The organism is Micromonospora sp. IBHARD003 (assembly GCF_056106285.1).
Window position 1 is genome coordinate 5,042,658 of sequence record NZ_JBWBBX010000001.1, and the last position, 23,747, is coordinate 5,066,404.

At 70.8% G+C, this 23,747-nt stretch carries 24 protein-coding genes; 16 read left to right on the forward strand and 8 right to left on the reverse strand.

Going from position 1 to position 23,747, the window contains the following annotated elements:
• Positions 1-83: 83 nt before the first annotated feature.
• From tsaB to ACTWOL_RS22550, 8 genes are all read left to right on the forward strand, one after another.
• Positions 84-737, forward strand: a complete 654-nt coding sequence (gene tsaB / locus ACTWOL_RS22515) for a tRNA (adenosine(37)-N6)-threonylcarbamoyltransferase complex dimerization subunit type 1 TsaB (RefSeq protein ID WP_474298543.1) — start codon at positions 84-86, stop codon at positions 735-737.
• The gene (rimI, locus tag ACTWOL_RS22520) at positions 734-1,333 is read left to right on the forward strand and encodes a ribosomal protein S18-alanine N-acetyltransferase (RefSeq protein WP_474298544.1); all 600 of its coding nucleotides are present in this window, start codon (positions 734-736) and stop codon (positions 1,331-1,333) included. Before tsaB ends, rimI begins: the two co-directional genes overlap by 4 nt.
• Positions 1,326-2,429, forward strand: a complete 1,104-nt coding sequence (gene tsaD / locus ACTWOL_RS22525; RefSeq protein ID WP_474298545.1) for a tRNA (adenosine(37)-N6)-threonylcarbamoyltransferase complex transferase subunit TsaD — start codon at positions 1,326-1,328, stop codon at positions 2,427-2,429. The genes rimI and tsaD overlap by 8 nt, the downstream gene beginning before the upstream one ends.
• The gene (locus tag ACTWOL_RS22530) at positions 2,426-2,716 is read left to right on the forward strand and encodes a hypothetical protein (protein WP_474298546.1); all 291 of its coding nucleotides are present in this window, start codon (positions 2,426-2,428) and stop codon (positions 2,714-2,716) included. The genes tsaD and ACTWOL_RS22530 overlap by 4 nt, the downstream gene beginning before the upstream one ends.
• An 82-nt stretch (positions 2,717-2,798) precedes the next feature.
• Positions 2,799-3,686, forward strand: a complete 888-nt coding sequence (locus tag ACTWOL_RS22535; protein WP_474298547.1) for a polysaccharide deacetylase family protein — start codon at positions 2,799-2,801, stop codon at positions 3,684-3,686.
• A 425-nt stretch (positions 3,687-4,111) separates the two neighbouring features.
• Complete coding sequence (locus ACTWOL_RS22540; protein WP_474298548.1) at positions 4,112-4,468, forward strand: YciI family protein; 357 nt, start codon at positions 4,112-4,114, stop codon at positions 4,466-4,468.
• A gap of 37 nt (positions 4,469-4,505) precedes the next feature.
• Positions 4,506-5,861 (forward strand): RNA polymerase sigma factor, encoded by a 1,356-nt coding sequence (locus ACTWOL_RS22545; RefSeq protein WP_474298549.1) that lies wholly within the window; start codon positions 4,506-4,508, stop codon positions 5,859-5,861.
• Positions 5,862-5,907: 46 nt separating this feature from the next.
• A complete protein-coding gene (locus tag ACTWOL_RS22550; RefSeq protein ID WP_474298550.1) occupies positions 5,908-6,564 on the forward strand; it encodes a hypothetical protein in 657 nt (218 codons plus the stop codon).
• A gap of 36 nt (positions 6,565-6,600) precedes the next feature.
• Here ACTWOL_RS22550 and ACTWOL_RS22555 read toward each other — a convergent pair whose 3' ends face one another.
• Positions 6,601-7,809, reverse strand: a complete 1,209-nt coding sequence (locus ACTWOL_RS22555) for a class I SAM-dependent methyltransferase (RefSeq protein ID WP_474301235.1) — start codon at positions 7,807-7,809, stop codon at positions 6,601-6,603.
• A gap of 292 nt (positions 7,810-8,101) precedes the next feature.
• Here ACTWOL_RS22555 and ACTWOL_RS22560 point away from each other — a divergent pair, with 292 nt between their 5' ends.
• The 3 genes from ACTWOL_RS22560 (at position 8,102) to groL (ending at position 11,314) form a co-directional block, all read left to right on the forward strand.
• Positions 8,102-8,824 (forward strand): polysaccharide deacetylase family protein, encoded by a 723-nt coding sequence (locus tag ACTWOL_RS22560; RefSeq protein WP_474298551.1) that lies wholly within the window; start codon positions 8,102-8,104, stop codon positions 8,822-8,824.
• A 389-nt stretch (positions 8,825-9,213) separates the two neighbouring features.
• On the forward strand, positions 9,214-9,522 hold the full coding sequence (gene groES / locus ACTWOL_RS22565) for a co-chaperone GroES (protein WP_015035628.1): 309 nt from the start codon (positions 9,214-9,216) through the stop codon (positions 9,520-9,522).
• A gap of 169 nt (positions 9,523-9,691) precedes the next feature.
• The gene (groL, locus tag ACTWOL_RS22570; protein WP_474298552.1) at positions 9,692-11,314 is read left to right on the forward strand and encodes a chaperonin GroEL; all 1,623 of its coding nucleotides are present in this window, start codon (positions 9,692-9,694) and stop codon (positions 11,312-11,314) included.
• A 217-nt stretch (positions 11,315-11,531) separates the two neighbouring features.
• Here the strand turns inward: groL and ACTWOL_RS22575 are convergent, their stop codons facing one another.
• The 4 genes from ACTWOL_RS22575 to ACTWOL_RS22590 all read right to left on the reverse strand — a co-directional run bounded on the left by ACTWOL_RS22575 (position 11,532) and on the right by ACTWOL_RS22590 (position 14,998).
• Complete coding sequence (locus ACTWOL_RS22575; RefSeq protein ID WP_474298553.1) at positions 11,532-12,224, reverse strand: ester cyclase; 693 nt, start codon at positions 12,222-12,224, stop codon at positions 11,532-11,534.
• A 90-nt stretch (positions 12,225-12,314) separates the two neighbouring features.
• Positions 12,315-13,364 (reverse strand): hydroxyacid dehydrogenase, encoded by a 1,050-nt coding sequence (locus ACTWOL_RS22580; RefSeq protein WP_474298554.1) that lies wholly within the window; start codon positions 13,362-13,364, stop codon positions 12,315-12,317.
• 128 nt (positions 13,365-13,492) lie between these two features.
• On the reverse strand, positions 13,493-14,266 hold the full coding sequence (locus ACTWOL_RS22585) for an SDR family NAD(P)-dependent oxidoreductase (protein WP_474298555.1): 774 nt from the start codon (positions 14,264-14,266) through the stop codon (positions 13,493-13,495).
• Positions 14,267-14,326: 60 nt separating this feature from the next.
• A complete protein-coding gene (locus ACTWOL_RS22590) occupies positions 14,327-14,998 on the reverse strand; it encodes an MOSC domain-containing protein (protein WP_474298556.1) in 672 nt (223 codons plus the stop codon).
• Positions 14,999-15,242: 244 nt separating this feature from the next.
• Here ACTWOL_RS22590 and ACTWOL_RS22595 point away from each other — a divergent pair, with 244 nt between their 5' ends.
• Positions 15,243-16,133, forward strand: a complete 891-nt coding sequence (locus ACTWOL_RS22595; RefSeq protein WP_474298557.1) for a LysR family transcriptional regulator — start codon at positions 15,243-15,245, stop codon at positions 16,131-16,133.
• A gap of 151 nt (positions 16,134-16,284) precedes the next feature.
• On the opposite strand, the gene ACTWOL_RS22600 is transcribed toward ACTWOL_RS22595, so the two are convergent.
• Positions 16,285-16,614 (reverse strand): WhiB family transcriptional regulator, encoded by a 330-nt coding sequence (locus ACTWOL_RS22600; protein WP_474298558.1) that lies wholly within the window; start codon positions 16,612-16,614, stop codon positions 16,285-16,287.
• 382 nt (positions 16,615-16,996) lie between these two features.
• Between ACTWOL_RS22600 and ACTWOL_RS22605 the strand changes: the two genes are divergently transcribed.
• The 4 genes from ACTWOL_RS22605 to ACTWOL_RS22620 all read left to right on the forward strand — a co-directional run bounded on the left by ACTWOL_RS22605 (position 16,997) and on the right by ACTWOL_RS22620 (position 21,594).
• A complete protein-coding gene (locus ACTWOL_RS22605; RefSeq protein WP_003948568.1) occupies positions 16,997-17,608 on the forward strand; it encodes a response regulator transcription factor in 612 nt (203 codons plus the stop codon).
• Positions 17,609-18,074: 466 nt separating this feature from the next.
• On the forward strand, positions 18,075-18,662 hold the full coding sequence (locus tag ACTWOL_RS22610) for a sigma-70 family RNA polymerase sigma factor (RefSeq protein ID WP_474298559.1): 588 nt from the start codon (positions 18,075-18,077) through the stop codon (positions 18,660-18,662).
• 175 nt (positions 18,663-18,837) lie between these two features.
• Positions 18,838-20,340 carry an IMP dehydrogenase gene (gene guaB, locus ACTWOL_RS22615; protein WP_474298560.1) on the forward strand — a complete coding sequence of 501 codons (1,503 nt, stop codon included), beginning with the start codon at positions 18,838-18,840 and terminating at the stop codon, positions 20,338-20,340.
• 129 nt (positions 20,341-20,469) lie between these two features.
• Positions 20,470-21,594, forward strand: a complete 1,125-nt coding sequence (locus ACTWOL_RS22620; RefSeq protein ID WP_474298561.1) for a GuaB3 family IMP dehydrogenase-related protein — start codon at positions 20,470-20,472, stop codon at positions 21,592-21,594.
• Between the two features lie 100 nt (positions 21,595-21,694).
• On the opposite strand, the gene ACTWOL_RS22625 is transcribed toward ACTWOL_RS22620, so the two are convergent.
• Together ACTWOL_RS22625 and ACTWOL_RS22630 are read right to left on the reverse strand one after the other, a co-directional pair.
• Positions 21,695-22,189 carry a hypothetical protein gene (locus ACTWOL_RS22625; RefSeq protein WP_474298562.1) on the reverse strand — a complete coding sequence of 165 codons (495 nt, stop codon included), beginning with the start codon at positions 22,187-22,189 and terminating at the stop codon, positions 21,695-21,697.
• 173 nt (positions 22,190-22,362) lie between these two features.
• Complete coding sequence (locus ACTWOL_RS22630) at positions 22,363-23,601, reverse strand: nucleotide sugar dehydrogenase (protein WP_474298563.1); 1,239 nt, start codon at positions 23,599-23,601, stop codon at positions 22,363-22,365.
• Positions 23,602-23,747: the final 146 nt, after the last annotated feature.

A 23,747-nucleotide genomic window follows, 5' to 3' on the forward strand; every position in this document is an offset into this window, starting at 1 on the left:
ACATGTACCGGGCTTGACGGTAGCAGCAGGGGCCCAGGGGCACGGGACGCCGTGCCCCACCGAGGTGGCCGTAGGCTGTTTGCGTGCTCTTGCTCGCCGTTGATACCGCCACCCCTGCCGTCACCGTCGCCCTGCACGACGGCGCGTCCGTCGTCGCCGAGGCCCGCTCGGTCGACGCCCGCCGGCACGGGGAGCTGCTGCTGCCCGCCGTCGACCGCGCCCTGGCGGACGCCGGGCTGAAACTCGGTGCCGTCACGGATCTCGTGGTCGGGGTGGGCCCCGGACCGTACACCGGGCTGCGCGTCGGTCTGGTGACGGCCGTGACCTTCGGTTCGGCGCTCGGTGTCCCGGTCCACGGCCTGTGCACGCTCGACGGTCTCGCGTACGCCTCCGGCATCGAGGGGCCGTTCGCGGTGGCGACCGACGCGCGCCGCAAGGAAATCTACTGGGCGCGCTACGACGGTTTCCGCTCCCGGATCGGCGAGCCCGCCGTCGACCGGCCCGCCGAGATCGCGGAGCAGCTCGCCGGGCTGCCGGTGGTCGGCGCGGGCGCGCGTATCTACTCCGAGTTCTTCCCGGATGCCCGCGACCCCGAGCATCAGTCGGCCGGCGCCCTGGCGTCGCTCGCCGCCGAGAAGCTCGCCGCGGGAGAGGAGCTGCTGCCGCCGCGGCCGCTCTATCTGCGCCGTCCGGACGCCCAGGTGCCCAAGAACTACAAGGTGGTCACACCGTCGTGAGCGGCAGGCACCAGGCCGCGGGGCAGCAGACCGCGGCGACGCCGGTGGCGTTGCGTGAGATGCGCTGGTGGGACATCGAGCCGGTGCTGGGGCTCGAACACGAGCTGTTTCCCGAGGACGCCTGGTCCCCGGGGATGTTCTGGTCCGAACTCGCCCATGCGCGCGGACCGAAGGCCACCCGCCACTACGTCGTCGCCGAGACCGGCGCGCCCGGCGACAGCCGCATCGTCGGCTACGCGGGCTTCGCCGCCGCGGGCGGGCTCGGCGACGTCCAGACCATCGGTGTGGCACGCGAGCAGTGGGGCACCGGACTCGGCGCCCGGCTGCTCACCGATCTCCTCCGGCACGCCACCGCCAGCGAATGCGAAGAGGTCCTCCTCGAGGTGCGTGTCGACAACACCCGTGCCCAGAGGCTGTACGAGCGCTTCGGCTTCGAACCCATCGGGTTCCGCCGCGGCTACTACCAGCCCGGCAATGTCGACGCCCTCGTCATGCGCCTGCACGTACGCGACGCGCCACTCGACGCGAACGGCACGGAGACACCCGCAGGCGCACCCGTAGACGCACACGTACAAGGAACCGGTACCCATGGCTGACGAACCGCTCGTGCTCGGCATCGAGACGTCCTGCGACGAGACGGGCGTCGGTATCGTCCGCGGCACGACCCTGCTCGCCGATGCCATTGCCTCAAGCGTCGACGAGCACGCACGCTTCGGCGGAGTCGTACCCGAGGTCGCGTCGCGTGCCCATCTGGAGGCGATGGTCCCGACCATCGAGCGGGCCCTGAAGGACGCCGGTGTGACCGCGAAGGACCTGGACGGGATCGCCGTCACGGCCGGCCCGGGGCTTGCCGGTGCGCTGCTGGTGGGTGTGTCGGCGGCGAAGGCCTACGCGTACGCGCTGGGCAAGCCGCTCTACGGAGTGAACCACCTCGCCTCGCACATCTGCGTGGACCAGCTGGAGCACGGCCCGCTGCCCGAGCCCACCATGGCGCTGCTGGTCTCCGGCGGTCACTCGTCGCTGCTCCTCGCCCCCGACATCACCAGCGATGTGCGGCCGATGGGCGCCACGATCGACGACGCGGCGGGAGAGGCCTTCGACAAGATCGCGCGGGTGCTGAATCTGGGTTTCCCCGGTGGTCCCGTCATCGACCGGCTGGCCAAGGAGGGCGACCCGGGGGCGATCGCGTTCCCGCGTGGGCTCAGCGGCCCGCGCGACCCCGCGTACGACTTCTCCTTCTCCGGACTGAAGACGGCCGTGGCCCGCTGGATCGAGGCCAAGCGCAAGGCGGGCGAGGAGGTGCCCGTCCGGGACGTGGCGGCCTCCTTCCAGGAGGCCGTCGTGGACGTGCTGACCAGAAAGGCCGTCCGGGCCTGCAAGGACGAGGGCGTCGACCATCTGATGATCGGCGGCGGTGTCGCCGCCAACTCGCGGCTGAGGGCGCTGGCCCAGGAGCGCTGCGATGCGGCCGGCATCCGGCTGCGCGTGCCGAGGCCCAAGCTGTGCACGGACAACGGCGCGATGGTGGCAGCGCTGGGCGCGGAGATGGTGGCGCGGAACCGGCCCGCCTCCGACTGGGAGCTGTCCGCGGACTCGTCGCTTCCGGTGACCGACCCGCACGTCCCGGGTGAGCAGCACACCCATGACCACGATCATGTGCACGAGATCAGCAAGGACAACCTCTACTCATGACGACCCTGGCCGTCGTCACGCTGATGTGGGAGGCCCGCGCCGCCGACGGACGTGGTGCGGAGCTGCTGGAATGGGCCCGCACGCGTGAGCTGCCGCGCGTACCGCTGCGGCGGGAGACCTTCCGGGCGCCGGGGGAGCGCGTGCTCGTACTCACCTGGTGGGGGACGCCGGGGGGCGGGTCGGTCGCGTCAGCCGAACTGCCCGAACTGCCCGACCCCGCACCGGAGTTGATCAGCCGCCCGGTGCACCGCTGGCGCTTCGAATCCGTCGACTTCCCCGTGGATTGAAACACAGCACGCAACCCCGTACGCCTGTTCGCCATCCAAGAGGGTGGAGGAATCAAGCGGCGTACGGACATGAGGTGCTGGGGTGGGGGCGAACATCGCCGGACGGCGACGGATCGTGGGGGCATTGCTCGCGGCAGGGCTGATACCCGGGCTCATATCGGGGTGTTCGACGGCGTCGGAGGCGGCGCCCGGCCCCGGCAGAAGCCAGACGGCCCCAGACTCCGCGCCGAAGGCCACGGGCGGGGCCGACGGGGCCGGTTCCGCGGGGGAGGCGGACTCCGGCGCGGCTTCCGCCGCCGCGTTCCGCAAGTGGGGTCTCGAGCCGCTGGCACCGCCGCCCGCGCCGCCGAAGACCAAGCCGGTGAAGCCGGGCGCGGACGGCGAAGTCCCCGTGATCAGCGACATCCCGGTGAAGGACAAGGTCGTCTTCATCACCGTCGACGACGGGGCCGAGAAGGACCCGAAGTTCGTGACGATGATGAAGGAACTCAAGATCCCCTTCTCGATGTTCCTCACCGACACGGCCATCCGCAGCGACTACGACTACTTCAAACGGCTGCAGCAACTGGGCAACGGCGTCCACAACCACACGCTGACCCATCCGAACCTCCGGACCCTCGGCGCCGCGGCCCAGAAGCGTGAGGTCTGCGGCCAGCAGGACAAGCTCAAGGCCAGGTACGGCACCGCACCGCGGCTGTTCCGCCCGCCCTACGGCAACTGGAACGAGGACACCCGCGCCGCCGCGAAGTCGTGCGGCGTCCAGGCGATCGTGCTGTGGCGCGAGTCCATGCAGATCAAGAACATGCAGTACCAGCGCGGCGACAAGCTGCGCCCCGGCGACATCATCCTGGCCCACTTCCGCGGCCCGTCCGAGCTCAAGGGCACCACGATGACCGAGATGACGGCGAACATGCTGCGCCACATCCAGGAGCAGGGCTTCACGGTCGCGCGCCTGGAGGACTACCTCTAGGGGGCTTCTGACGGATCTCCGCGGCGTCGCGACGCCCGGCACGCCCCCACGGCCTTACGGCGTGGGAGGTACCCCCACTCGCCGCACCGGCCGGAAGCCCAAGTACGTCCCGTACGAGGGCTTCCGGCCGGCACCCCGAGAGCACGCACCGGACGCCGCTCCTTCCTCCACGGAGATCCATCAGAAACCCCCTAGGGCCCTCCCCGCTTCCCTCGTCTTCCCGGCCTTTCCGGCCTTCTGCACCGCTCTGCGGACTCCCCGCCGACGGGTCCTCACCCCTGTGGCCCGTCGGCGGGGGCTTGCGTTCCACGACCGCGTGACCACCCCGGAAGAAAGACGGGCGGCCGTGTCGATCGGCGCGCGTCCCGTTCGACGTACAGGGTGAGAGGCGGGAACAGCCCCGCCGAGCCACCCGAGGAGTCACCATGCCCCGCTATCTGTCGATGATCCGCATCAACGAGTCCGAGGCCCCCGCCGAGGGGCCGAGCCAGGAGCTCATGGAGCGGATGGGGGATCTGATCGAGGAGATGACCAAGGCCGGTGTCCTGCTCGACACCGCCGGACTCACCCCGACCTCCCAGGGCAAGCGCGTCACCTGGTCCGGCGGGAAGATCACCGTCACCGACGGGCCGTTCACCGAGTCCAAGGAGGTCATCGGCGGCTACGCGCTCATCCAGGCCAAGGGCGAGGCCGAGGCCGTGGAGTGGACCAAGCGGTTCCTGCAGGTCCACGAGCCCCACTGGACCATCACCTGCGAGGTCCGCGAGATCGTCGAAGGCTGATTGCCGCCGCGCCGCGCCGGTGCTCTGATGGGTACCCGTGAGCGCACCCCACACGGACGAGAGCACCGGAACCGTCGAGACCGTCTTCCGGATCGAGTCCGCGCGGATCATCGCCGCCGTGACCCGCATCGTCCGGGACATCGGCATCGCGGAGGAACTCGCGCAGGACGCTCTGGTCGCCGCGCTGGAGCAGTGGCCGGAGTCGGGCGTCCCGGACAACCCGGGCGCCTGGCTCATGGCCACCGCCAAGCACCGCGCGATCGATCTGGTCCGCCGCAGGGAGACCTATGCGCGCAAGCTCGCCGACATGGGCAGGGACCTCGAGACGGCGGCAGCGGCGTACCAACCCGATCCGGCCGACCTGGTCTCCGGGCCGGACGACATCGACGACGACCTCCTGAGACTCGTCTTCACCGCCTGCCACCCCGTGCTCTCCGCCGAGGCGCGCATCGCCCTCACGCTGCGCCTGCTCGGCGGGCTCACGACCGGGGAGATCGCCCGGGCCTTCCTGGTGCCGGAGCCAACCGTCGCCCAGCGGATCGTGCGGGCCAAACGGACGCTGGCGAAGGCGGACGTGCCCTTCGAGGTCCCCTACGGCGATGAGCGCGCCGGCCGGCTGTCGTCGGTGCTCGAGGTCATCTATCTCATCTTCAACGAGGGCTACGCGGCCACCGAGGGCGACGACTGGCTGCGCCCGGGTCTGTGCGAGGACGCCCTTCGGCTCGCCCGTGTCCTGGCCGGCCTCATGCCCAAGGAGCCCGAAGTGCACGGGCTCGCCGCGCTGCTGGAGCTCCAGGGCTCCCGTACGGCCGCGCGCACCGGCCCGGACGGTGCGCCCGTGCTGCTCGCCGACCAGAACCGCCGCCGCTGGAACCAGCTGCTGATCCGCCGCGGCTTCGCCGCTCTCGGCCGTGCGAACGCGGCGGGGGGCCCGCCGGGCCCGTACGCCCTGCAGGCGGCTGTCGCCGCCTGCCACGCCCGTGCGGTGACGTACGAGGACACGGACTGGGCAACCATCGCGGCGCTGTACGCCCGGCTCGTGGCCGTGGCACCGTCCCCCGTCGTCGAGCTGAACCGGGCCGTCGCCGTCTCGATGGCGGACGGCCCCGAGGCCGGGCTGGCCGTCGTGGACGCCCTTGCCGCCGAACCCGCGCTGAAGGACTACCACTTGCTGCCGAGCGTACGGGGCGACCTCCTGGCGAGGCTGGGGCGTACGGAGCAGGCACGGGCGGAGTTCGAGCGCGCCGCGTCCCTGGCCCGCAACGCGAGGGAACGCGCCTTGCTGCTCGCCAGGGCGGACCGAGAAGCCGGCCGGGGAGAGGAGGCGGCGAACGGCCGGGGAGACGACCCGGCAGCAGGCCGGCCGCCGGCCGGGGGCGCCGACGGCGCCTGACGCCCCGCCAGGGGCCGTCGGCCGGCACACGCGTAGGGTCGCAGACATGTCCCGCCGCCCTCTGCCGCCGCCCCCGCCACCCGAGGCCCTGCGCTCCTGGCCCGACCGTGGCGCGCTCATCGCCGACCGGACGATGGTGCTCGAGGACCTCACCACGCGGCTGATCGGCGTGCCCCAGCTGCTGTTGTTCCTGCTCCAGATGGTGCTGCTGCAGGTGGGCTGGGGCATCGCGGGCGCCGGTCTGGTCGCGATGGGCCCCGGAAGCCCGGATCCCCTGGGCGTGCTGGTCGCCGTGATGACCTTCGGCATCGCCGTCGTCGTCCTGGTCCCGGCGGTCCTCGTCGTCGGTGCGGGCGTCCGACGCGACCGACGTATCCGCGAACTGCTCGACCAGTGGGCCGCCCTGGACCAGGACCCCGCCGCCGACGCCCGCGTCCGGGCACCGGTGGGGAGCGTGTGCTGGCTGCTCGTCTCCTTCGCCGCCGGCGCCTTCGGCCTCTGGCTCTCCTTTGCCGTTCCCGCGTCCGCGCGCCCGGGCAGCGACACCTACGGCGAGGTCGCGTACTTCATGGGAGTGGGTGTCATCTGCTGGGTGACGGGGCTGATCGGCACCGTCAAGGCCGTGACCCACTACCGCTGGGCGGTCCGCCTCGTCACGGCGAACCGTCCGGCGCGGACCCCCGCGGCCGGCGCACACGGCTGACCGGCGCGAACGCCCGACGGGGAGCGACAGCCCGGACTACGCCGGACCGCCGATCAGCATCGTCGGCGCGCCCGCCACCCTCGTCAGGAACACCGTCGCGGCGTTCGGCCCGCTCGGCTTCACCCTGCGGCGCAGCTCCTCCGGCTCGACGGCCGAGCCGCGCTTCTTCACCGTCAGGGTGCCGACGGCGCGTTCACGCAGCAGGGCCTTCAGCTTCTTGAGGTTGAAGGGAAGCTCGTCGGTGATCTCGTAGGCGGTGGCGTACGGGGTCGGCCTCAGCTCGTCGGCGGTGATGTAGGCGATCGTCGGGTCGATCAGTCCGCCGTCCAGCTCCTCGGCCACCTCGGCGACCAAATGGGCCCGGATGACGGCGCCGTCGGGCTCGTACAGATAGCGGCCGGTCTTGCGGACCACGGGATCCGGCAGCCCGCGGCCGGCGAGCGTCGCGCCGGAGGGCAGGAGGGTGGCGCGGCGTGTTCCCGGAGCGATGACCTTCGTGCGGCCCGCGTCGTGCCAGAGCACCGCCTCCTTCACATCTCCGCCGTCCGAGATCCACTCGGCTTCGAAGTCATCGGGGATCAGCTCGTGCGGAATACCGGGGGCGATCTTGATGGCTCCGGTGCCGACCCGTCGTACCGCGTCGACCGCCCAGGACAGCGGCGGCGAGTACGCCTCGGGGTCGAAGATCCGGCCGCCACGGCCGCCCGTGCCGCCGCGTCTGGCGGGGTCGATGAACAGCGACTCCGCGCCGTTCAGGTCGTACTCCATGACGTCCGCGCAGCTGACCGTGATCAGGGGTGTCCCCTCCACCACCGTGCACACGTTGAGCAGGGCGGCCTCGGCGGTCAGCGGGTCCCGGTCGACCGCGTCCACGACGAAGCCCTCGCGGGCGAGGGCGATCGCGTCGCCGCCGATGCCGCAGCACAGATCGGTGACCTGGGCCGGGCCGATGTCCCGGAACCGCCCGGCCCGGTAGGCGGCGACCGAGCGGCGGGTGGCCTGCTCGACCCCGTTCGGCGTGAAGTACATCCGGTACGCGTCGTCGGCGCCGAACTTGGCCACCGCTCGCTGCCGCAGCCGCGCCTGGGTGAGCGCAGCCGAGACCAGCTCGGCCGGGTGGTCGCGGCGCAAGCGGGTCGCCACGGCCAGTTCCCGTGCCGGGTCGTAGTTGCGAAGAGCGGTCAGCAGGGCCTGCCCTTCGGTGCCGAGCAGCGGTCCGAGATGGGGGAAGGAGACGTCGTCCACCCGGCCATTGTCGGCCAGTCGGGGGATGGTGCCGCGCCCGGCGGCGGTGTCGGGCGCCCGCCGGCGCGCGGCGCTGACAGGATGCGGCGCCATGGGGCCTGTACGACAAAACGTAAAAACGAGAAATGGGTGGCGGGGCTGGTTGCTGGTACTGACCGCTCTGCTCGTCGCCGCGGTCGGCGGGAACTGTACGGGCGGGTCCGCGGGCCCCGACGGCTCGCGGAGCCCCGGGGGCTCCGACCCGCACGGAGCCGCGGGCCCGGGCGGGGCTCCCGGGTCCCGTGCGGAGCGCATGGGGTCCGGGCCCCGGGCCGCGGCCGCGCGGCACTGGGATCTCGGCATGGTCCCGCTGCCCGCGCCCCCGCCACCGGACAGGAAGCCGGAGATCACCACACGCGAGGGCTTCGAGGTCGACGACCCCGAGGGCCTCCCGCCCGTCTTCACCACCGTGCCCACCAAGGACAAGGTCGTCTTCCTCACGATCGACGACGGCGCCGAGAAGGACCCCGCGCTGACGCGGATGATGAACGACCTGGAGATTCCGTACAGCGCGTTCCTCACCGACTACCTGGTGCGCGACAACTACGCGTACTTCGGGAGGATGCAGGACCGCGGCGTGGTGCTGAACAACCACACCCTCACGCACCGGTATCTGCGCGGGCTTCCGTATCCCGTCCAGCGCAGGGAGATCTGCGGGCAGCAGGCGCGCATCGAGGAGCACTTCGGCGAGCGGCCCCGGCTCTTCAGGCCGCCGTACGGCGCCTACGACCGGAACACGCTGCGGGCGGCGAGGTCGTGCGGGATCGAGGCCGTGCCGCTCTGGGCCGCGGAGGCGTTCCCGGACCGCATGGAGTGGCGGGAGGCGGACCGGGATCTGCACCCCGGAGACATCATCCTGACGCACTTCCGCGGCGAGGCGGAGTGGAAGGCCCGGATGCCCGAACTCATCCGGGAGGTCATGCGGGTCATCACCGCGAAGGGGTACGCCGTGGCGCGCCTGGAGGACTATGTGTGAGCGGACCTTCCGGCCGGGGTCCCGGGGTCCGTTCGTGCGACTCGGTCACGTCCTGTCGGCCCGGACGGACCTGGCGCCGTCCGGGTGGTCGGTCGCGGTCGCTGCGGCGCGGTGGGCGCCGCCTGCCGGCCGTTCACACGCCCGGGCGCCCGGGCGGAACGCGACGGCGTGTTCGTCCGTTGTCCGCACCGGAAACGAACCGCCACACGGGGCGGATTGGCACTCCGCTTGACCGAGTGCTAATCGCAGTCATAGTCTCGGCTCTGGCACTCCCCACAGGAGAGTGCCAACACAGCGACGGGCAGGTCCGGCACCCGCGACGACGGATCGACCTGGTCGCCACCTCAGACAGTAAACCCCGTGAGATCTCCGAAGGGGGAGGTCGGATCGTGACGACCACCAGCTCCAAGGTTGCCATCAAGCCGCTCGAGGACCGCATTGTGGTCCAGCCGCTCGACGCCGAGCAGACCACGGCCTCTGGCCTGGTCATCCCGGACACTGCTAAGGAGAAGCCCCAGGAGGGCGTCGTCCTGGCCGTCGGCCCGGGTCGCTTCGAGAACGGCGAGCGCCTGCCGCTCGACGTCAAGACCGGCGATGTCGTGCTCTACAGCAAGTACGGCGGCACCGAGGTGAAGTACAACGGCGAGGAGTACCTCGTCCTCTCGGCCCGCGACGTGCTCGCGATCGTCGAGAAGTAGGTCGGTCGTCCGGGGGTGTCCCCGGATGACCCGCACCAGCAGGTTTGCTTGAGCCGCGCCCTGGCCCCCGTGTCTGAGAAGCCGGGTCGCCGGGGCGCGGTTCGTTTTTCGCGATGGCGGCTGTCCCGCAGGCAGCCGAGGATCGCAACGAGAGGACTTGAGAAGCTCCATGGCGAAGATCCTGAAGTTCGACGAGGACGCCCGTCGCGCCCTTGAGCGCGGCGTCAACAAGCTCGCCGACACGGTCAAGGTGACGATCGGCCCCAAGGGCCGCAACGTCGTGATCGACAAGAAGTTCGGTGCGCCCACCATCACCAACGACGGTGTCACGATCGCCCGTGAGGTCGAGATCGAGGACCCGTACGAGAACCTCGGCGCCCAGCTGGTGAAGGAGGTGGCGACCAAGACCAACGACATCGCGGGTGACGGCACCACCACCGCCACCGTGCTCGCCCAGGCGCTGGTCCGCGAGGGTCTGCGCAACGTCGCCGCCGGTGCCTCCCCGGCCGCCCTGAAGAAGGGCATCGACGCCGCGGTCAAGGCCGTCTCCGACGAGCTGATCGCCACCGCGCGTCCGATCGAGGAGAAGTCCGACATCGCCGCCGTCGCCGCGCTGTCCGCCCAGGACCAGCAGGTCGGCGAGCTCATCGCCGAGGCGATGGACAAGGTCGGCAAGGACGGTGTCATCACCGTCGAGGAGTCCAACACCTTCGGTCTGGAGCTGGACTTCACCGAGGGCATGGCCTTCGACAAGGGTTACCTGTCGCCGTACATGGTGACCGACCCGGAGCGTATGGAGGCCGTCCTCGACGACCCGTACATCCTGATCAACCAGGGCAAGATCTCCGCGATCACGGACCTGTTGCCGCTCCTCGAGAAGATCATCCAGGCCGGTGCCTCCAAGCCGCTGCTGATCATCGCCGAGGACGTCGAGGGCGAGGCCCTGTCCACCCTGGTCGTCAACAAGATCCGCGGCACCTTCAACGCGGTCGCGGTCAAGGCCCCCGGCTTCGGTGACCGTCGCAAGGCGATGCTCCAGGACATGGCCACCCTCACCGGTGCCACCGTCATCGCCGAGGAGGTCGGCCTCAAGCTCGACCAGGCCGGTCTGGACGTGCTGGGCTCCGCCCGCCGCATCACCATCACCAAGGACGACACCACGATCGTCGACGGCGGTGGCAAGAGCGAGGACGTGGCAGGCCGCGTCGCGCAGATCAAGGCCGAGATCGAGACCACGGACTCCGACTGGGACCGCGAGAAGCTCCAGGAGCGCCTCGCGAAGCTGGCCGGCGGCGTGTGCGTGATCAAGGTCGGCGCCGCCACCGAGGTGGAGCTGAAGGAGAAGAAGCACCGTCTCGAGGACGCCATCTCCGCGACCCGCGCCGCGGTCGAGGAGGGCATCGTCTCCGGCGGTGGCTCCGCGCTGGTCCACGCCGTCAAGGTGCTCGAGGGCAACCTCGGCAAGGCCGGCGACGAGGCCACCGGTGTCGCGGTCGTGCGCCGCGCCGCCGTCGAGCCGCTGCGCTGGATCGCCGAGAACGCCGGCCTCGAGGGCTACGTCATCACCGCGAAGGTGGCGGAGCTGGAGAAGGGTCAGGGCTTCAACGCCGCGACCGGCGAGTACGGCGACCTGGTGAAGGCCGGCGTCATCGACCCGGTCAAGGTCACGCGCTCCGCCCTGGAGAACGCCGCGTCGATCGCCTCCCTGCTGCTCACCACCGAGACCCTCGTGGTGGAGAAGAAGGAAGAGGAGCCGGCGGATGCGGGCCACGGCCACGGTCACTCCCACTGAGCTCCCGGGGCCACCGGGCCCCGCTGAGTTCCTGGGGCCCTGAGCTCCCGGGGCGCTGAACGCCCCGTGCTCCGGACCCTCCGAGCTGCGCCGTCCCCAGGGACGGAGGAGCCCCCCGTTCCCTCTCCGGGAGCGGGGGGCTCCGTCGTGCGCGGCGGGGTCGGGTCCGTGGGGTCCGCCGTGCGGGCGGGGCGGTCCGTGATGTCCCGGGTACGGACTACATCTCGAGTACGCCGAGCCGGCCCATCAGTCCCAGCCGGTCGTACTGCCACCAGCTCTCGCAGATCATGCCGTCGCGGAAGCGGTGGGTGGTCGTACCGGTCATGGTGCACTGCCGGCCGGTCGGTTCCACCCCCATGAACTCGCCCTTGTGTACGCCGGTCCAGGTCCAGCGGGTGGCGAGGCGGTCGCCTTCGGCGACCTGCTCGTCGAGGACGAAGGTGAAGTCGAACCCGGAGCGCCATTCGGCGACCTGGCGCAGGAACGCGTCGATCCCGACGAGGTCCCCCGGGTTGGATGGATCGTGGTCCCGGTAGTCGTCCGTCAGCAGCTCACCCAGCAGCTCCGGGTTGCCCGCGAGGCCGTCCAGGAAGAACCTGCGGCCGGCGTCCTTGTTCAGCTGCTCGTCCCTGACCACCTCCAGATCGGTGAACGTCGGCATGCCATCGCACAGCGCCACCATCTCCTGGAAGATCCGGTCGGTCTCGGGCAGGTTCGAATTCTTCATCGCCTCCTCGTAGGAAGGGAATTCGACGAGCTCGATGACATGGGTCGAGTCCGAGCGGTCCCTGCCGACCATGCTGTGGGTCGCGGTGCGCTTGCCCTTGGTCTGCTCGACCCAGGTGTCCATGAGCCGGTTGAGCTCGTCCAGGCGATCCGTCTTGCAGTCGATCATTTGTACGAACGTCATGGCGTCTCCTGTGGGAGTTCACTGGGGTATGCCCATTTTAGTGAGATATGCGTGAAGGGGATACGTGCATGGCGGGGGCCTCGGGCGCGGTCACGCGGAACGGTGCAGCGTTTCCGGCCGTACGGGATCGGCGAACGGCAGACCGCGGGCGAACCGCTCCACCTCGTCCAGTGCCCGGTCCGCCAGCCGGTGCAGCTCACCGCCCAGCGAGCCGGCGACATGGGGGGTGAGCAGCACGTTCGGCAGGTCGTACAACGGCGAGTCGGGCGCCGGGACTTCGGGCTCGGTCACATCCAGGACGGCGTTCAGCCGACCGGAGACCAGCTCGGGGAGCAGCGCGGCGGCGTCGACCAGTGAGCCGCGCGCGGTGTTGACGAGCGTGGCGCCGTCCGGCATCAGCGCGAGCCGGCGGGCATCGATCAGATGACGGGTGGCGGGCAGCTCGGGCGCGTGCACCGTCACGATGTCGCTGTGCGCGCAGAGCTCGTCGAGCGGCATCGCCTCCGCCCCGAGCAGGCCCGCCTCGGCGGCGTCGAGATACGGGTCGTACACCAGGACCCGCAGATCGAAGGGGCGCAGCAGCTCGATCACCCGGCGGCCGGTCCGGGAGGCGCCGACGACCCCGACCGTGCGCCGGAAGTTGCCGGCACCCTCGAGCTCGGCGGCCCAGTCGTGGGGACCGCGAAGCTCGCCGTAGCGGCGACGGGCGTGCAGCACCCGCTTGTTGGCGAAGAGGACGGCGGCGAGCGTGTACTCCGCCACGGGCAGGGCGTTGGCCGACGCGACGGACGCGACGGCGATGCCGCGGTCCCAGCAGGCCGGGGTGATGTGGTGCTTCACCGAGCCCGCGGCGTGCACGACGGCCCGCAGCCGCGGGGCCGCGTCGAGCGCGTGTGCGTCGAGCGGTGGCGCTCCCCAGCAGGTGAGCAGCAGTTCGGCGTCCGCCAGTGCCGCGGCGACGGCGGGGGAGGGGGCGGACAGATCATGGGCGACCAGCCGCGGTTCGGTGCGCACGAGCGAGACGAGCCGGCCGCGACGGCCGTCGTCGAGCAGCTGTTCGGCGATGCCCGGCCCCATCGACAGCAGCAGGGACGGCCGGTCGCCGACGTGGCCCGCGGGGGTGTCGTCGGTACGGCGCATGGGGACGTCGGCTCCTCACGGTGACGGGAGGCGCCGGAGCCGCCGGAAGCCCGACATGCCGTCACCGGCCGCCGCGGTGGCGGACGGTGATGCCCCTTCGGCTACTCCCGGCTCCCGGCTGCTTCCGGCTACTTCGGTCCGTACTTGCGGCCGGCCCGGGTGCTGAACCCGCCCAGCAGCCCCCGCGGGGCCAGCTTCACCACGCCCATCAGCGCCTTGTAGCGGGGATCGGGAATGGACAGCGACTTGCCGCGCGCCAGGTCGGAGAGCGCCGCCGACACCAGCTTGTCGGCGTCCAGCCACATCCACCCCGGGATGTTGTCGGTCCCCATCCCGGCCCGCTGATGGAACTCGGTGCGCACGAAGCCCGGGCAGAGCGCCATCAGCCGCACACCCGTGCCCGCGAGATCACGCGCCGCGCCCTGGGTGAACTGCACGACCCACGCCTTGGACGCCCCGTACGTGCCCCGCGGCACGAACGCCGCCACCGACGCCACATTGACCACTCCGCCCCGGCCGCGCTCGCGCATCGCCCCGGCCGCGGCCGACGTCAGCCTCAGCACCGCCTCGCAGTGCACCTTCAGCATCCGCAGCTCATCGGCCAAGGACACCTCGAGATACCGCCCCTTGTTGCCGAACCCGGCGTTGTTCACCAGCAGATCCACCGGGCGTCTGCTGTCGGCGAGGCGCGCCTCGACCGACGCGATCCCCTCTTCCTCCGCCAGATCCGCGCTCAGCACTTCCGCCTCGATGCCGTGCCGGTCGTGCAGCTCGGTGGCCTGCTCCTGGAGCCGCTTGGTGTCGCGCGCCACCAGGACCAGATCGTGTCCGTCCGCTGCCAGCCGCCGCGCGAACGCCGCGCCGATTCCCGCCGTCGCGCCGGTGATGAGTGCTGTCGTCATGAGCGGCACGTTAGTGCCCCGCGCGTATGCACGGCATACGGTGCCGTCCGCTCCCCGTGCTTACGCCGAGCCGTACTTGGCCACGTACTCCTCGGCCGTCCGCAGCAGCGCCGACTCCATCCACGGTGCCGCCACCAGCGTACGCGGCAGCAGTTCCCGCTCCAGTGTGACGGCCCGGAACAGCAGGGCCACGGTGATGTCGTGGTCGGGGCGGTGTACGACCTCGACCGGATCGCCGGCCTGGAGCGTGCCGGGCTCGATCACCCGCAGCAGCGCCCCGGGTGCCGCCGTACGGGTGAACCGCCGGACCCAGCCCCGCTCGCCGACGTGCCCCTGGAAGGTGTTGCAGGGGATGCGGCCGCCGGTCACCTCGAGCACCACGTCCGAGCCGATGCGCCAGCGCTCGCCGATGAGAGCCCCGTTCACGTCGAGGCCCTGGGTGGTGAGGTTCTCGCCGAACGCCCCACCGGCGAGCTTCCGCCCGAGCTCCCGCTCCCAGGAGTCGAGGTCCTCACGGGCGAAGGCCGTCACGGCCCGGTCGTCGCCGCCGTGGAACCGCAAGTCCCCGACGGTGTCCCCCTCGACGCCGCTGCCGGCGACCCCCGTGGGGCCGGGAGCGAAGATCTGCACGGGGCCGTCGACAGGCCGCTTGTCGATGCCGGTGAAACCGGTCGCGGCATCCGTGTAGTCGACGGTCTTGGGGCGCCCCACGTTCACAGACAGAAGCTTCATACGAGCGACACTAGTGCTGTGACCGGATAGGTTCACCGGCTCGCGGCGTCCTGCACGGCGTCTCGCTGCGTTGTCGAATCACCCGAGTACATCCAGTACAAGGGCGATCCTCCGCCTTGCGATACACCGCACCGGACGCCGCGAGCTTCCCGGCAAACCTATCCGGCCACAGCACTAGCGCAGCGACCTCAAAGCATCCATTGAGTATGACGTCCTCAATCCAAGCGGAGCTTATGATTTCTCCGTGATCGAGGCACGTCATCTCCGCATCCTGCGCGCCGTCGCCGCCACCGGCTCCTTCTCGGCGGCGGCCCGCGAGCTGGGGTGCACCCAGCCCGCCGTCAGCCAGCAGATGAAGGCCCTGGAGGCCTCGGTGGGGACGCCGCTGCTGATCCGCACCGGCCGCGAGATGCGGCTCACCCAGGCCGGTGAGGCGCTTGTGCGCCATGCCGCCGGCATCCTGGCCGGGCTCACGGCCGCGGAGGAGGAGGTCGCGGCGATCGCGGGTCTGCGCGCGGGCCGGGTCCGCCTCGTGTCGTTCCCGAGCGGCAACTCCACCCTGGTGCCCGCCGCCCTCGCCGCCCTGCGCGCGGCGCACCCCGGCACCCGTGTCTCGCTCGTCGAGGCGGAGCCTCCGCGCTCGGAGGAGATGCTCCGCGAAGGGGACGGCGATGTGGCCCTGGCGTTCCGGTACGGGCCTGCCGGCGATGAGTGGGACGACCTGGTGGTCCGGCCGCTGCTGAGCGACCGGCTCGTCGGTCTGGTGCCCGAAGGCCACCGGCTCGCGGACGCCGGCGCGGTCGCGATCGCCGATCTGGCGGACGAGCCCTGGATCGCGGGCTGTCCGCGCTGCCGCCGCCAGCTCGTGGCGGTCTGCGAGGAGTCCGGGTTCACGCCCAGGATCGACTTCGCCACGGACGACTACCCCGCCGTGGTCGGACTCGTCGGCGCGGGCCTCGGCGTGGCCGTACTGCCCCAGCTGGCACTGGAGACCGTGCTGCCCAAGGGCGCCCGTACGGTCGTGGTGGAGCCTGCCGTCCACCGCGAGATCGTCGCGCTGACCCTGCCCGACCTGGCTCATGTGCCCGCGGTCGCCGCCACGCTGGAAAAGCTCGCGCTGGCCGCGGCACGCTGAAGCGGCACCGCCACGAGCCCGTCCTCGGGGTCCGTACGGTGCTGATCTGGCGCAACAACAGTGTCGTCTGCCGCAGCAACCCGTCTCGCAGGGCCGTGGTGCGGTTACCTGCGTTGCAGGAACGTTTCTTCGTCTCTCGGTGGAGGGGTGGTCAGCTGCTGCGGCCGGTGACACCGCCCGCGCTCGACGCCGGGATCAGCCGGTTCCGTGCCCGCCCCATGAGCTCCTCACGCTCGTCCTCCGTCAGTCCGCCCCATACCCCGTAGGGCTCCCGCACTGCCAGTGCGTGCGCCGCGCACTCCGCGCGCACCGGGCACCTCATGCAGACCTCTTTCGCCGAGTTCTCGCGCGCACTCCTTGCCGCACCGCGTTCCCCCTCGGGATGGAAGAAGAGAGAGCTGTCTACCCCACGGCATGCTGCGAGCAGCTGCCAGTCCCACAGATCGGCGTTCGGTCCGGGAAGGCGGGAGAAATCTGCCATAGCGCATGTCCCCTTGTAGCCGTGCTGAGTGGATGCCTGAAGCTCCGACCGTACATCTACGGTGTTAGTAGATGTAAATATGACTCATTGCGAATCTAGCCACAGACACCAGCAAAAGGGAAGAAAAGCCGCTAAATGGGGCATACCGCCTCCTGGGCCCGCGGATGAGCCGTGTTGCTCTGCTCCGTGCGCGACTCCTCACGTAGAGTGCCGAAAGCGCCCGTCGCACCCGTAACTCTTTCGAGTGACCGTCGTTGAGAGTGCGGAGGCGGTTGAGAGAACAAGCACTCGGGCAGGAGTCCGGGGGCGTCAACCGCACAGGTGACGATACGTAACCAGCCTGGAGGCTCAAGGTGACGCGCATCAGCTGCGGAGGGCGGCCATGACATCCGTCCTCGTCTGCGACGACTCCCCGCTCGCCCGAGAGGCGCTCCGTCGCGCGGTCGCAACCGTGCCCGGCGTAGAGCGCGTGACGACCGCGGCCAACGGCGAGGAAGTCCTCCGCCGATGGGGCGCCGACCGCTCGGACCTGATTCTGATGGACGTACGCATGCCCGGACTGGGCGGCGTCGAGACGGTCCGCCGGTTGCTCTCCGCCGACCCCGGCGCCCGGATCATCATGCTCACGGTCGCCGAGGACCTGGACGGGGTCGCGCTCGCCGTGGCCGCCGGTGCCCGTGGATATCTGCACAAGGACGCGTCGCGTGCCGAGTTGCGGGCCACGGTCACGCAGGCACTCGCCGACCCGACCTGGCGGCTCGCCCCGCGCAGGCTCCGCTCGGCCGAGATGGGCGCGGCGCCCACGCTCACCGCGCGTGAGATCCAGGTGCTGGAGGGCATGAGCCACGGCCGGTCCAACGCCGAGATCGGGCGTGAGCTGTTCCTGTCCGAGGACACGGTGAAGACGCACGCCAGACGGCTGTTCAAGAAGCTGGGCGCCTCGGACCGGGCGCACGCCGTGGCGCTTGGCTTCCGCTGGGGCCTGGTTCGCTGAGCGGTGCCGGGCGAGGCCGGGTCCGCACCCGGCGAGCAGGGCCGCGGTGGGCGCGGCCGGCGGCCGGGAGTCCTCGGCCGGGCAGGGCGAACGGGAGCGCGACCGCTCCCCTCGCCCGCCGGCGCGCGGGGAGACGTTCAGGGGGGTCGTCACGGCGGGGCCTCCGGGACGGGGATGTGGGCATTGCGGAGCCGCGGTTCGGGGCCGTCCGCCGGAGGTCCTTTCGTAGGGCCGGGCGTAAGGCCGTCCCCGTTCGTCGGCAGGCGGACGGGGCGACCGCGACCCGCGGGCACACGTTTCCCGCGGGATGCCGCATCCTTGAGGTGTGGAGGTTCTCGGGGACAGGTTGATCGAGCGCAAGGGGAGGGCGCAGGAGATGACGTCCAGCGCACCTGCTCATAACGCTTCGGTGCACAACTACGCACGCGGTGCCACGGAGCAGAGGCAGTCAAGGCACCATGGACCGATGCGCAACGACGAGGCGGTGAATGCCCGCGGGGTGATCGGTGCACTCGTTCTCCGCGCCGTCGAAGGCGATGAGCAGGCCACGCACGATCTGCTGGCCCATGTGCATCCGCTCGCGCTGCGCTACTGCCGCACCCGGCTGAGCCGGCTGCCCGGTGATGCCCGTCACTTCGTCGAGGACCTCGCGCAGGAGGTCTGCGTCGCCGTCCTCATGGCGCTGCCGCGATACCGGGACACCGGCCGGCCGTTCGAGGCGTTCGTCTGCGCCATCGCCGCGCACAAGGTCGCCGATCTGCAGCGGGCCGCCATGCGACACCCGGGCTCCACGGCCGTGCCGTCCGACGAGATGCCCGAGCGTCCGGACGATTCACTGGGGCCCGAGGAGCGTGCGCTGCTCAGCGATGACGCGGAGTGGGCCAAGCGACTGCTCGCCAGCCTGCCGGAGAACCAGCGGGAGCTTCTGGTGCTGCGGGTGGCCGTCGGTTTCACCGCCGAGGAGACCGGCCAGATGCTGGGGATGTCCCCGGGGGCGGTGCGTGTGGCACAGCACCGTGCGCTCAGCCGGCTGCGGGCGCTGGCGGAGCAGTAGGAACCGGACCCTGCGGTTCTCACGTGGAGCAGTACGGTGGGGATGCTGAACGGGGCACGGATCCCTGCGTACGAACGTACGAAAATGCTTGGTGATCTTGATCGTGGAATGAGACACCCACGGATCCCGTTAGCATGGACATCCGCACCGATCAAGGCCATTTGGGGAAGGTGTCATGACTGCCAACGTCGACGGAGTGCCCGAGAAATTCGCGACACTCGGGCTGACCTACGACGACGTACTGCTGCTGCCGGGCGCGTCGGACATGGCGCCCGACCAGATCGACACCGCCTCGTACGTCTCCAAGAACGTCCGGGTGAACATCCCCCTGCTGTCGGCGGCCATGGACAAGGTCACCGAGTCGCGGATGGCGATCGCCATGGCCCGCCAGGGCGGCGTGGGTGTGCTGCACCGCAATCTCTCCATCGCCGACCAGGCCAACCAGGTCGACCTGGTGAAGCGCTCCGAGTCCGGCATGGTCACCGACCCGATCACGGTGCACCCGGACGCCACGCTGGCCGAGGCCGACGCCATCTGTGCCAAGTTCCGCATCAGCGGCGTCCCCGTCACCGACCGGGCGGGCAAGCTGCTGGGCATCGTCACCAACCGTGACATGGCGTTCGAGACCGACCGCGCGCAGCAGGTGCGGGACGTCATGACCCCGATGCCGCTGGTCACCGGCAAGGTCGGCATCTCCGGCGTCGACGCCATGGAGCTGCTGCGCCGCCACAAGATCGAGAAGCTTCCGCTCGTCGACGACCAGGGCATTCTCAAGGGCCTGATCACGGTCAAGGACTTCGTCAAGGCGGAGAAGTACCCCCAGGCGGCCAAGGACAAGAACGGCCGGCTGATCGTCGGTGCCGCGGTGGGCGTGGCGGGCGACGCGTTCGAGCGTGCCCAGGCACTGATCGAGGCCGGCGTCGACTTCATCGTCGTGGACACGGCGCACGGCCACTCCAAGCTGGTCGGCGACATGATCGCCAAGATCAAGTCCAATGCTCCCGTCGACGTCATCGGCGGCAACGTCGCGACCCGCGACGGCGCCAAGGCGCTCATCGACGCCGGTGTCGACGGCATCAAGGTCGGTGTCGGGCCCGGATCGATCTGCACCACGCGGGTCGTCGCCGGTATCGGAGTCCCGCAGGTCACCGCGATCTACGAGGCCTCCCTCGCGGCCAAGAACGCGGGCATCCCGGTCATCGGCGACGGCGGCCTCCAGTACAGCGGTGACATCGCCAAGGCCCTGGTCGCCGGTGCCGACACGGTGATGCTCGGCTCGCTGCTCGCGGGCTGCGAGGAGTCGCCCGGCGAACTGCTGTTCATCAACGGCAAGCAGTTCAAGTCGTACCGCGGCATGGGCTCGCTCGGTGCGATGCAGTCCCGTGGAGAGCAGCGCTCCTTCTCCAAGGACCGCTACTTCCAGGAGGGCGTCGCCTCCGACGAGAAGCTCGTGCCCGAGGGCATCGAGGGCCAGGTGCCCTACCGCGGCCCGCTCTCCGCGGTCGTGCACCAGCTGGTCGGCGGTCTGCGCCAGTCGATGTTCTACGTCGGCGGCCGGACGGTGCCCGAGCTGCAGGACCGGGGCCGGTTCGTGCGGATCACCTCCGCGGGGCTCAAGGAGAGCCACCCGCACGACATCCAGATGACGGTCGAGGCGCCGAACTACAGCAGGAAGTAGCAGCGCCCGCCGGTCGGGCGGCAGCAATGGTGTTTCATCAGGGGCGGTTCCGGGGATTCCCGGGACCGCCCCTGACGTATGCGTCGGGGATACTGGTAGGCGCAGACGTAGAGGGAAAGGCCACACATCGTGACTGAGATCGAGATCGGGCGCGGCAAGCGCGGCCGCAGGGCGTACGCGTTCGACGACATCGCCGTCGTACCGAGCCGACGTACCCGGGACCCGAAGGAGGTCTCGATCGCGTGGCAGATCGACGCCTACCGCTTCGAGCTGCCCTTCCTCGCCGCTCCGATGGACTCCGTCGTCTCCCCGCAGACCGCGATCCGCATCGGTGAGCTCGGCGGTCTGGGTGTGCTGAACCTCGAGGGGCTCTGGACCCGCCACGAGGACCCGCAGCCGCTGCTGGACGAGATCGCGGAGCTGCCCACCGAGAGCGCGACCCGCCGTCTGCAGGAGATCTACGCGGCCCCGATCAAGGAGGAGCTGATCGGGCAGCGCCTCAAGGAGGTGCGCGACGCCGGAGTCGTCACGGCCGCGGCGCTGTCGCCGCAGCGGACGGCCCAGTTCTCCAAGGCCGTTGTCGACGCGGGTGTGGACATCTTCGTGATCCGCGGGACCACCGTCTCGGCCGAGCACGTCTCGGGCGCTGCCGAGCCGCTCAACCTCAAGCAGTTCATCTACGAGCTCGACGTGCCGGTCATCGTCGGCGGCTGCGCCACCTACACCGCGGCCCTGCATCTGATGCGGACGGGCGCGGCCGGCGTGCTGGTGGGCTTCGGCGGCGGCGCCGCGCACACCACCCGCAATGTGCTGGGCATCCAGGTGCCGATGGCGACCGCGGTCGCGGACGTCGCCGCGGCACGGCGGGACTACATGGACGAGTCCGGCGGCCGGTATGTGCATGTCATCGCGGACGGCGGGGTGGGCTGGTCCGGTGACCTTCCGAAGGCCGTGGCCTGCGGTGCGGACGCCGTGATGATGGGCTCCCCGCTGGCGCGCGCGACGGACGCGCCCGGCCGGGGCCACCACTGGGGCATGGAGGCGGTCCACGAGGACGTGCCGCGCGGCAAGCTCGTCGACCTGGGCATCGTCGGTACGACGGAGGAGATCCTGACGGGGCCCTCGCACACCCCGGACGGCTCGATGAACTTCTTCGGCGCACTGAAGCGGGCCATGGCGACGACCGGTTACAGCGAGCTCAAGGAGTTCCAGCGGGTCGAGGTGACGGTCGCGGACTCCCAGCACAAGCGCTGACGTCCGCTGCATACGCTGCCGCATCCGGCGCCGTGACGCAGTACGAACGGGGCCCGGTACCTCACAGCTGGAGGTACCGGGCCCCGTCGGTGTCAGTAGGTCACTCCGCTGCCTTCTTGGCCCCTCCGAAGGCGGCGACCGCGGCAAGACCCAGGAACACGAAGGTCATGAGGTCCTTGCTCTCGTTCCAGGCCTGCGTCAGCAGACTGAAGTTGTCGAGGAAGATGTCGGTGGTGGACACCTTCAGTTCCTCGGCGGCGATGATCGCCATGCCGAGGAGCTGGCCCACGTAGACCGCCCCGACCGAGAGGGCGGCGCTCACCACGGGCAGCAGCGGGTTGCGGCCGCCGAGCTTGGCCGCGGCGAAGCCCACGAGGAAGCCGACACCGATGGCGGCCCAGCCGATCTCGCGCTCGATGGATCCGGCGACGCCGCCGTAGACGCCGCCCGCGACGAGCGCGGCGACGAGTGCGGCCACCAGCCCGAGCGCGACGTTGTCACGGGCGGGGGCGGTCGGCGCCGCCGGAGCGGGCGCGGTGGTGGACGAGGCGCCGTCGGCGAATGGGTTGCCGGATGGTGGTACGGACTCGGACATGCTGAAGATCCCCCCCAAGGGATATGGCAGCGCACGAATGTGCGACAAGTGGCGCTGGAGGCTAGCACCTACCTCGGACAACCCCCCACCGAGATTCCCGGAGCCGCACCGCCCACGGCCCGCAGTGGCATTCCGTGCGGACGGGCAGCGGGGGACCTTCTTGGTGCCGTAGCTCAGAGACGGTGTGCGGCACCCGTAGGGGACGCTCCCCTCGTGTCCAGCAGCAGCTGCGCCTTCACTGCCAGGCCCTGGAGGTCGTAGGTGCGGTGGTGCTGGAGCAGGATCGTCAGATCGGCGTCGGCCGCGGCCTCGTAGGGGAAGTCCGCACGGGGGACCGGGCGGTCGCCGACGCGCCAGTCGGCGACGTACGGGTCGTGGTAGCTGACGCAGGCACCCAGCTCCGTGAGCCGCTGGGCGATCTCGGGCGCGGGTGAGGCCTCGAGGTCGCCGAGGTCCGGCTTGTAGGTGACGCCGAGGAGCAGCACCCGTGCGCCGCGCGCGGACTTCCCGTGCTCGTTGAGGAGCGTCGCGCAGCGCTGGACGACGTACTGCGGCATACGGGTGTTGATCCGGCCCGCCAGCTCGACCAGCTGCAGGGGCCGGTGCACGCCGACGGTGTCGACGGGGACCGCATGGCCGCCGACGCCGGGTCCGGGCCGGAACGCCTGGAAGCCGAACGGCTTGGTCTCGGCGCAGCGGATGACGTCCCACAGATCGACGCCGAGGTCGTGGCAGAGGACCGCCATCTCGTTGACGAGGGCGATGTTCACATGCCGGAAGTTGGTCTCGAGGAGCTGGACGGTCTCGGCCTCCCGTGGTCCGCGCGCGCGGACCACCTTGTCGGTGATGCGCCCGTAGAAGGCCGCGGCGGCTTCGGTGCAGGCCGGGGTGAGTCCGCCGATCACCCTGGGGACGGCGGAGCCATGGGCGCGGTCGCCGGGGTCGAGCCGGCTCGGCGAGTGGGCGAGGGCGAAGTCATGGCCCGCCCGGAGCCCCGAACCCTCTTCCAGGAGCGGCCGCAGGACACTCTCCGTGGTGCCCGGGGGGGCCGCGGATTCCAGCACGACGGTGGTGCGCGGGCGCAGCCGCGCGGCCAGGGCGCGGGCGGCGTCCGTGATCGCGGTCAGATCGGTCCTGCGGTCGGCGCCCAGAGGGGTGGGGGCGCAGATGACGGCCGTCCGGACCCGGCCCAGCTCGCCCGGGTCCGTCGTGGGCCGGAAGCCCCCCGAGAGCATCCGGCGGATGTCCGCGGCGCTGAGCGAGCCGTCCACCGGCGGGCGCCCCGCGGCCAGTTCGGCGACGGGGCGCGGATCGGTGTCGTAGCCGATGGTCTCGATGCCTGCGGCCACGGCTGCTTGGGCGAGAGGCAGTCCGAGGTGGCCGAGTCCGATGACGGCGAGGTCTGCGGGCATGGCGGTGAGCCGTCCTTCCCGGGCGCCGAAGCTCCCGATAGCCGAAGGGGACGTGGCTCGCAAGTCCTGTGGACCAGAACGAGCAAGTGCAATGTCAGACTAGGAGTAAATATGACCGAAATATGGCATTGCGCGGCTCTGGCGGG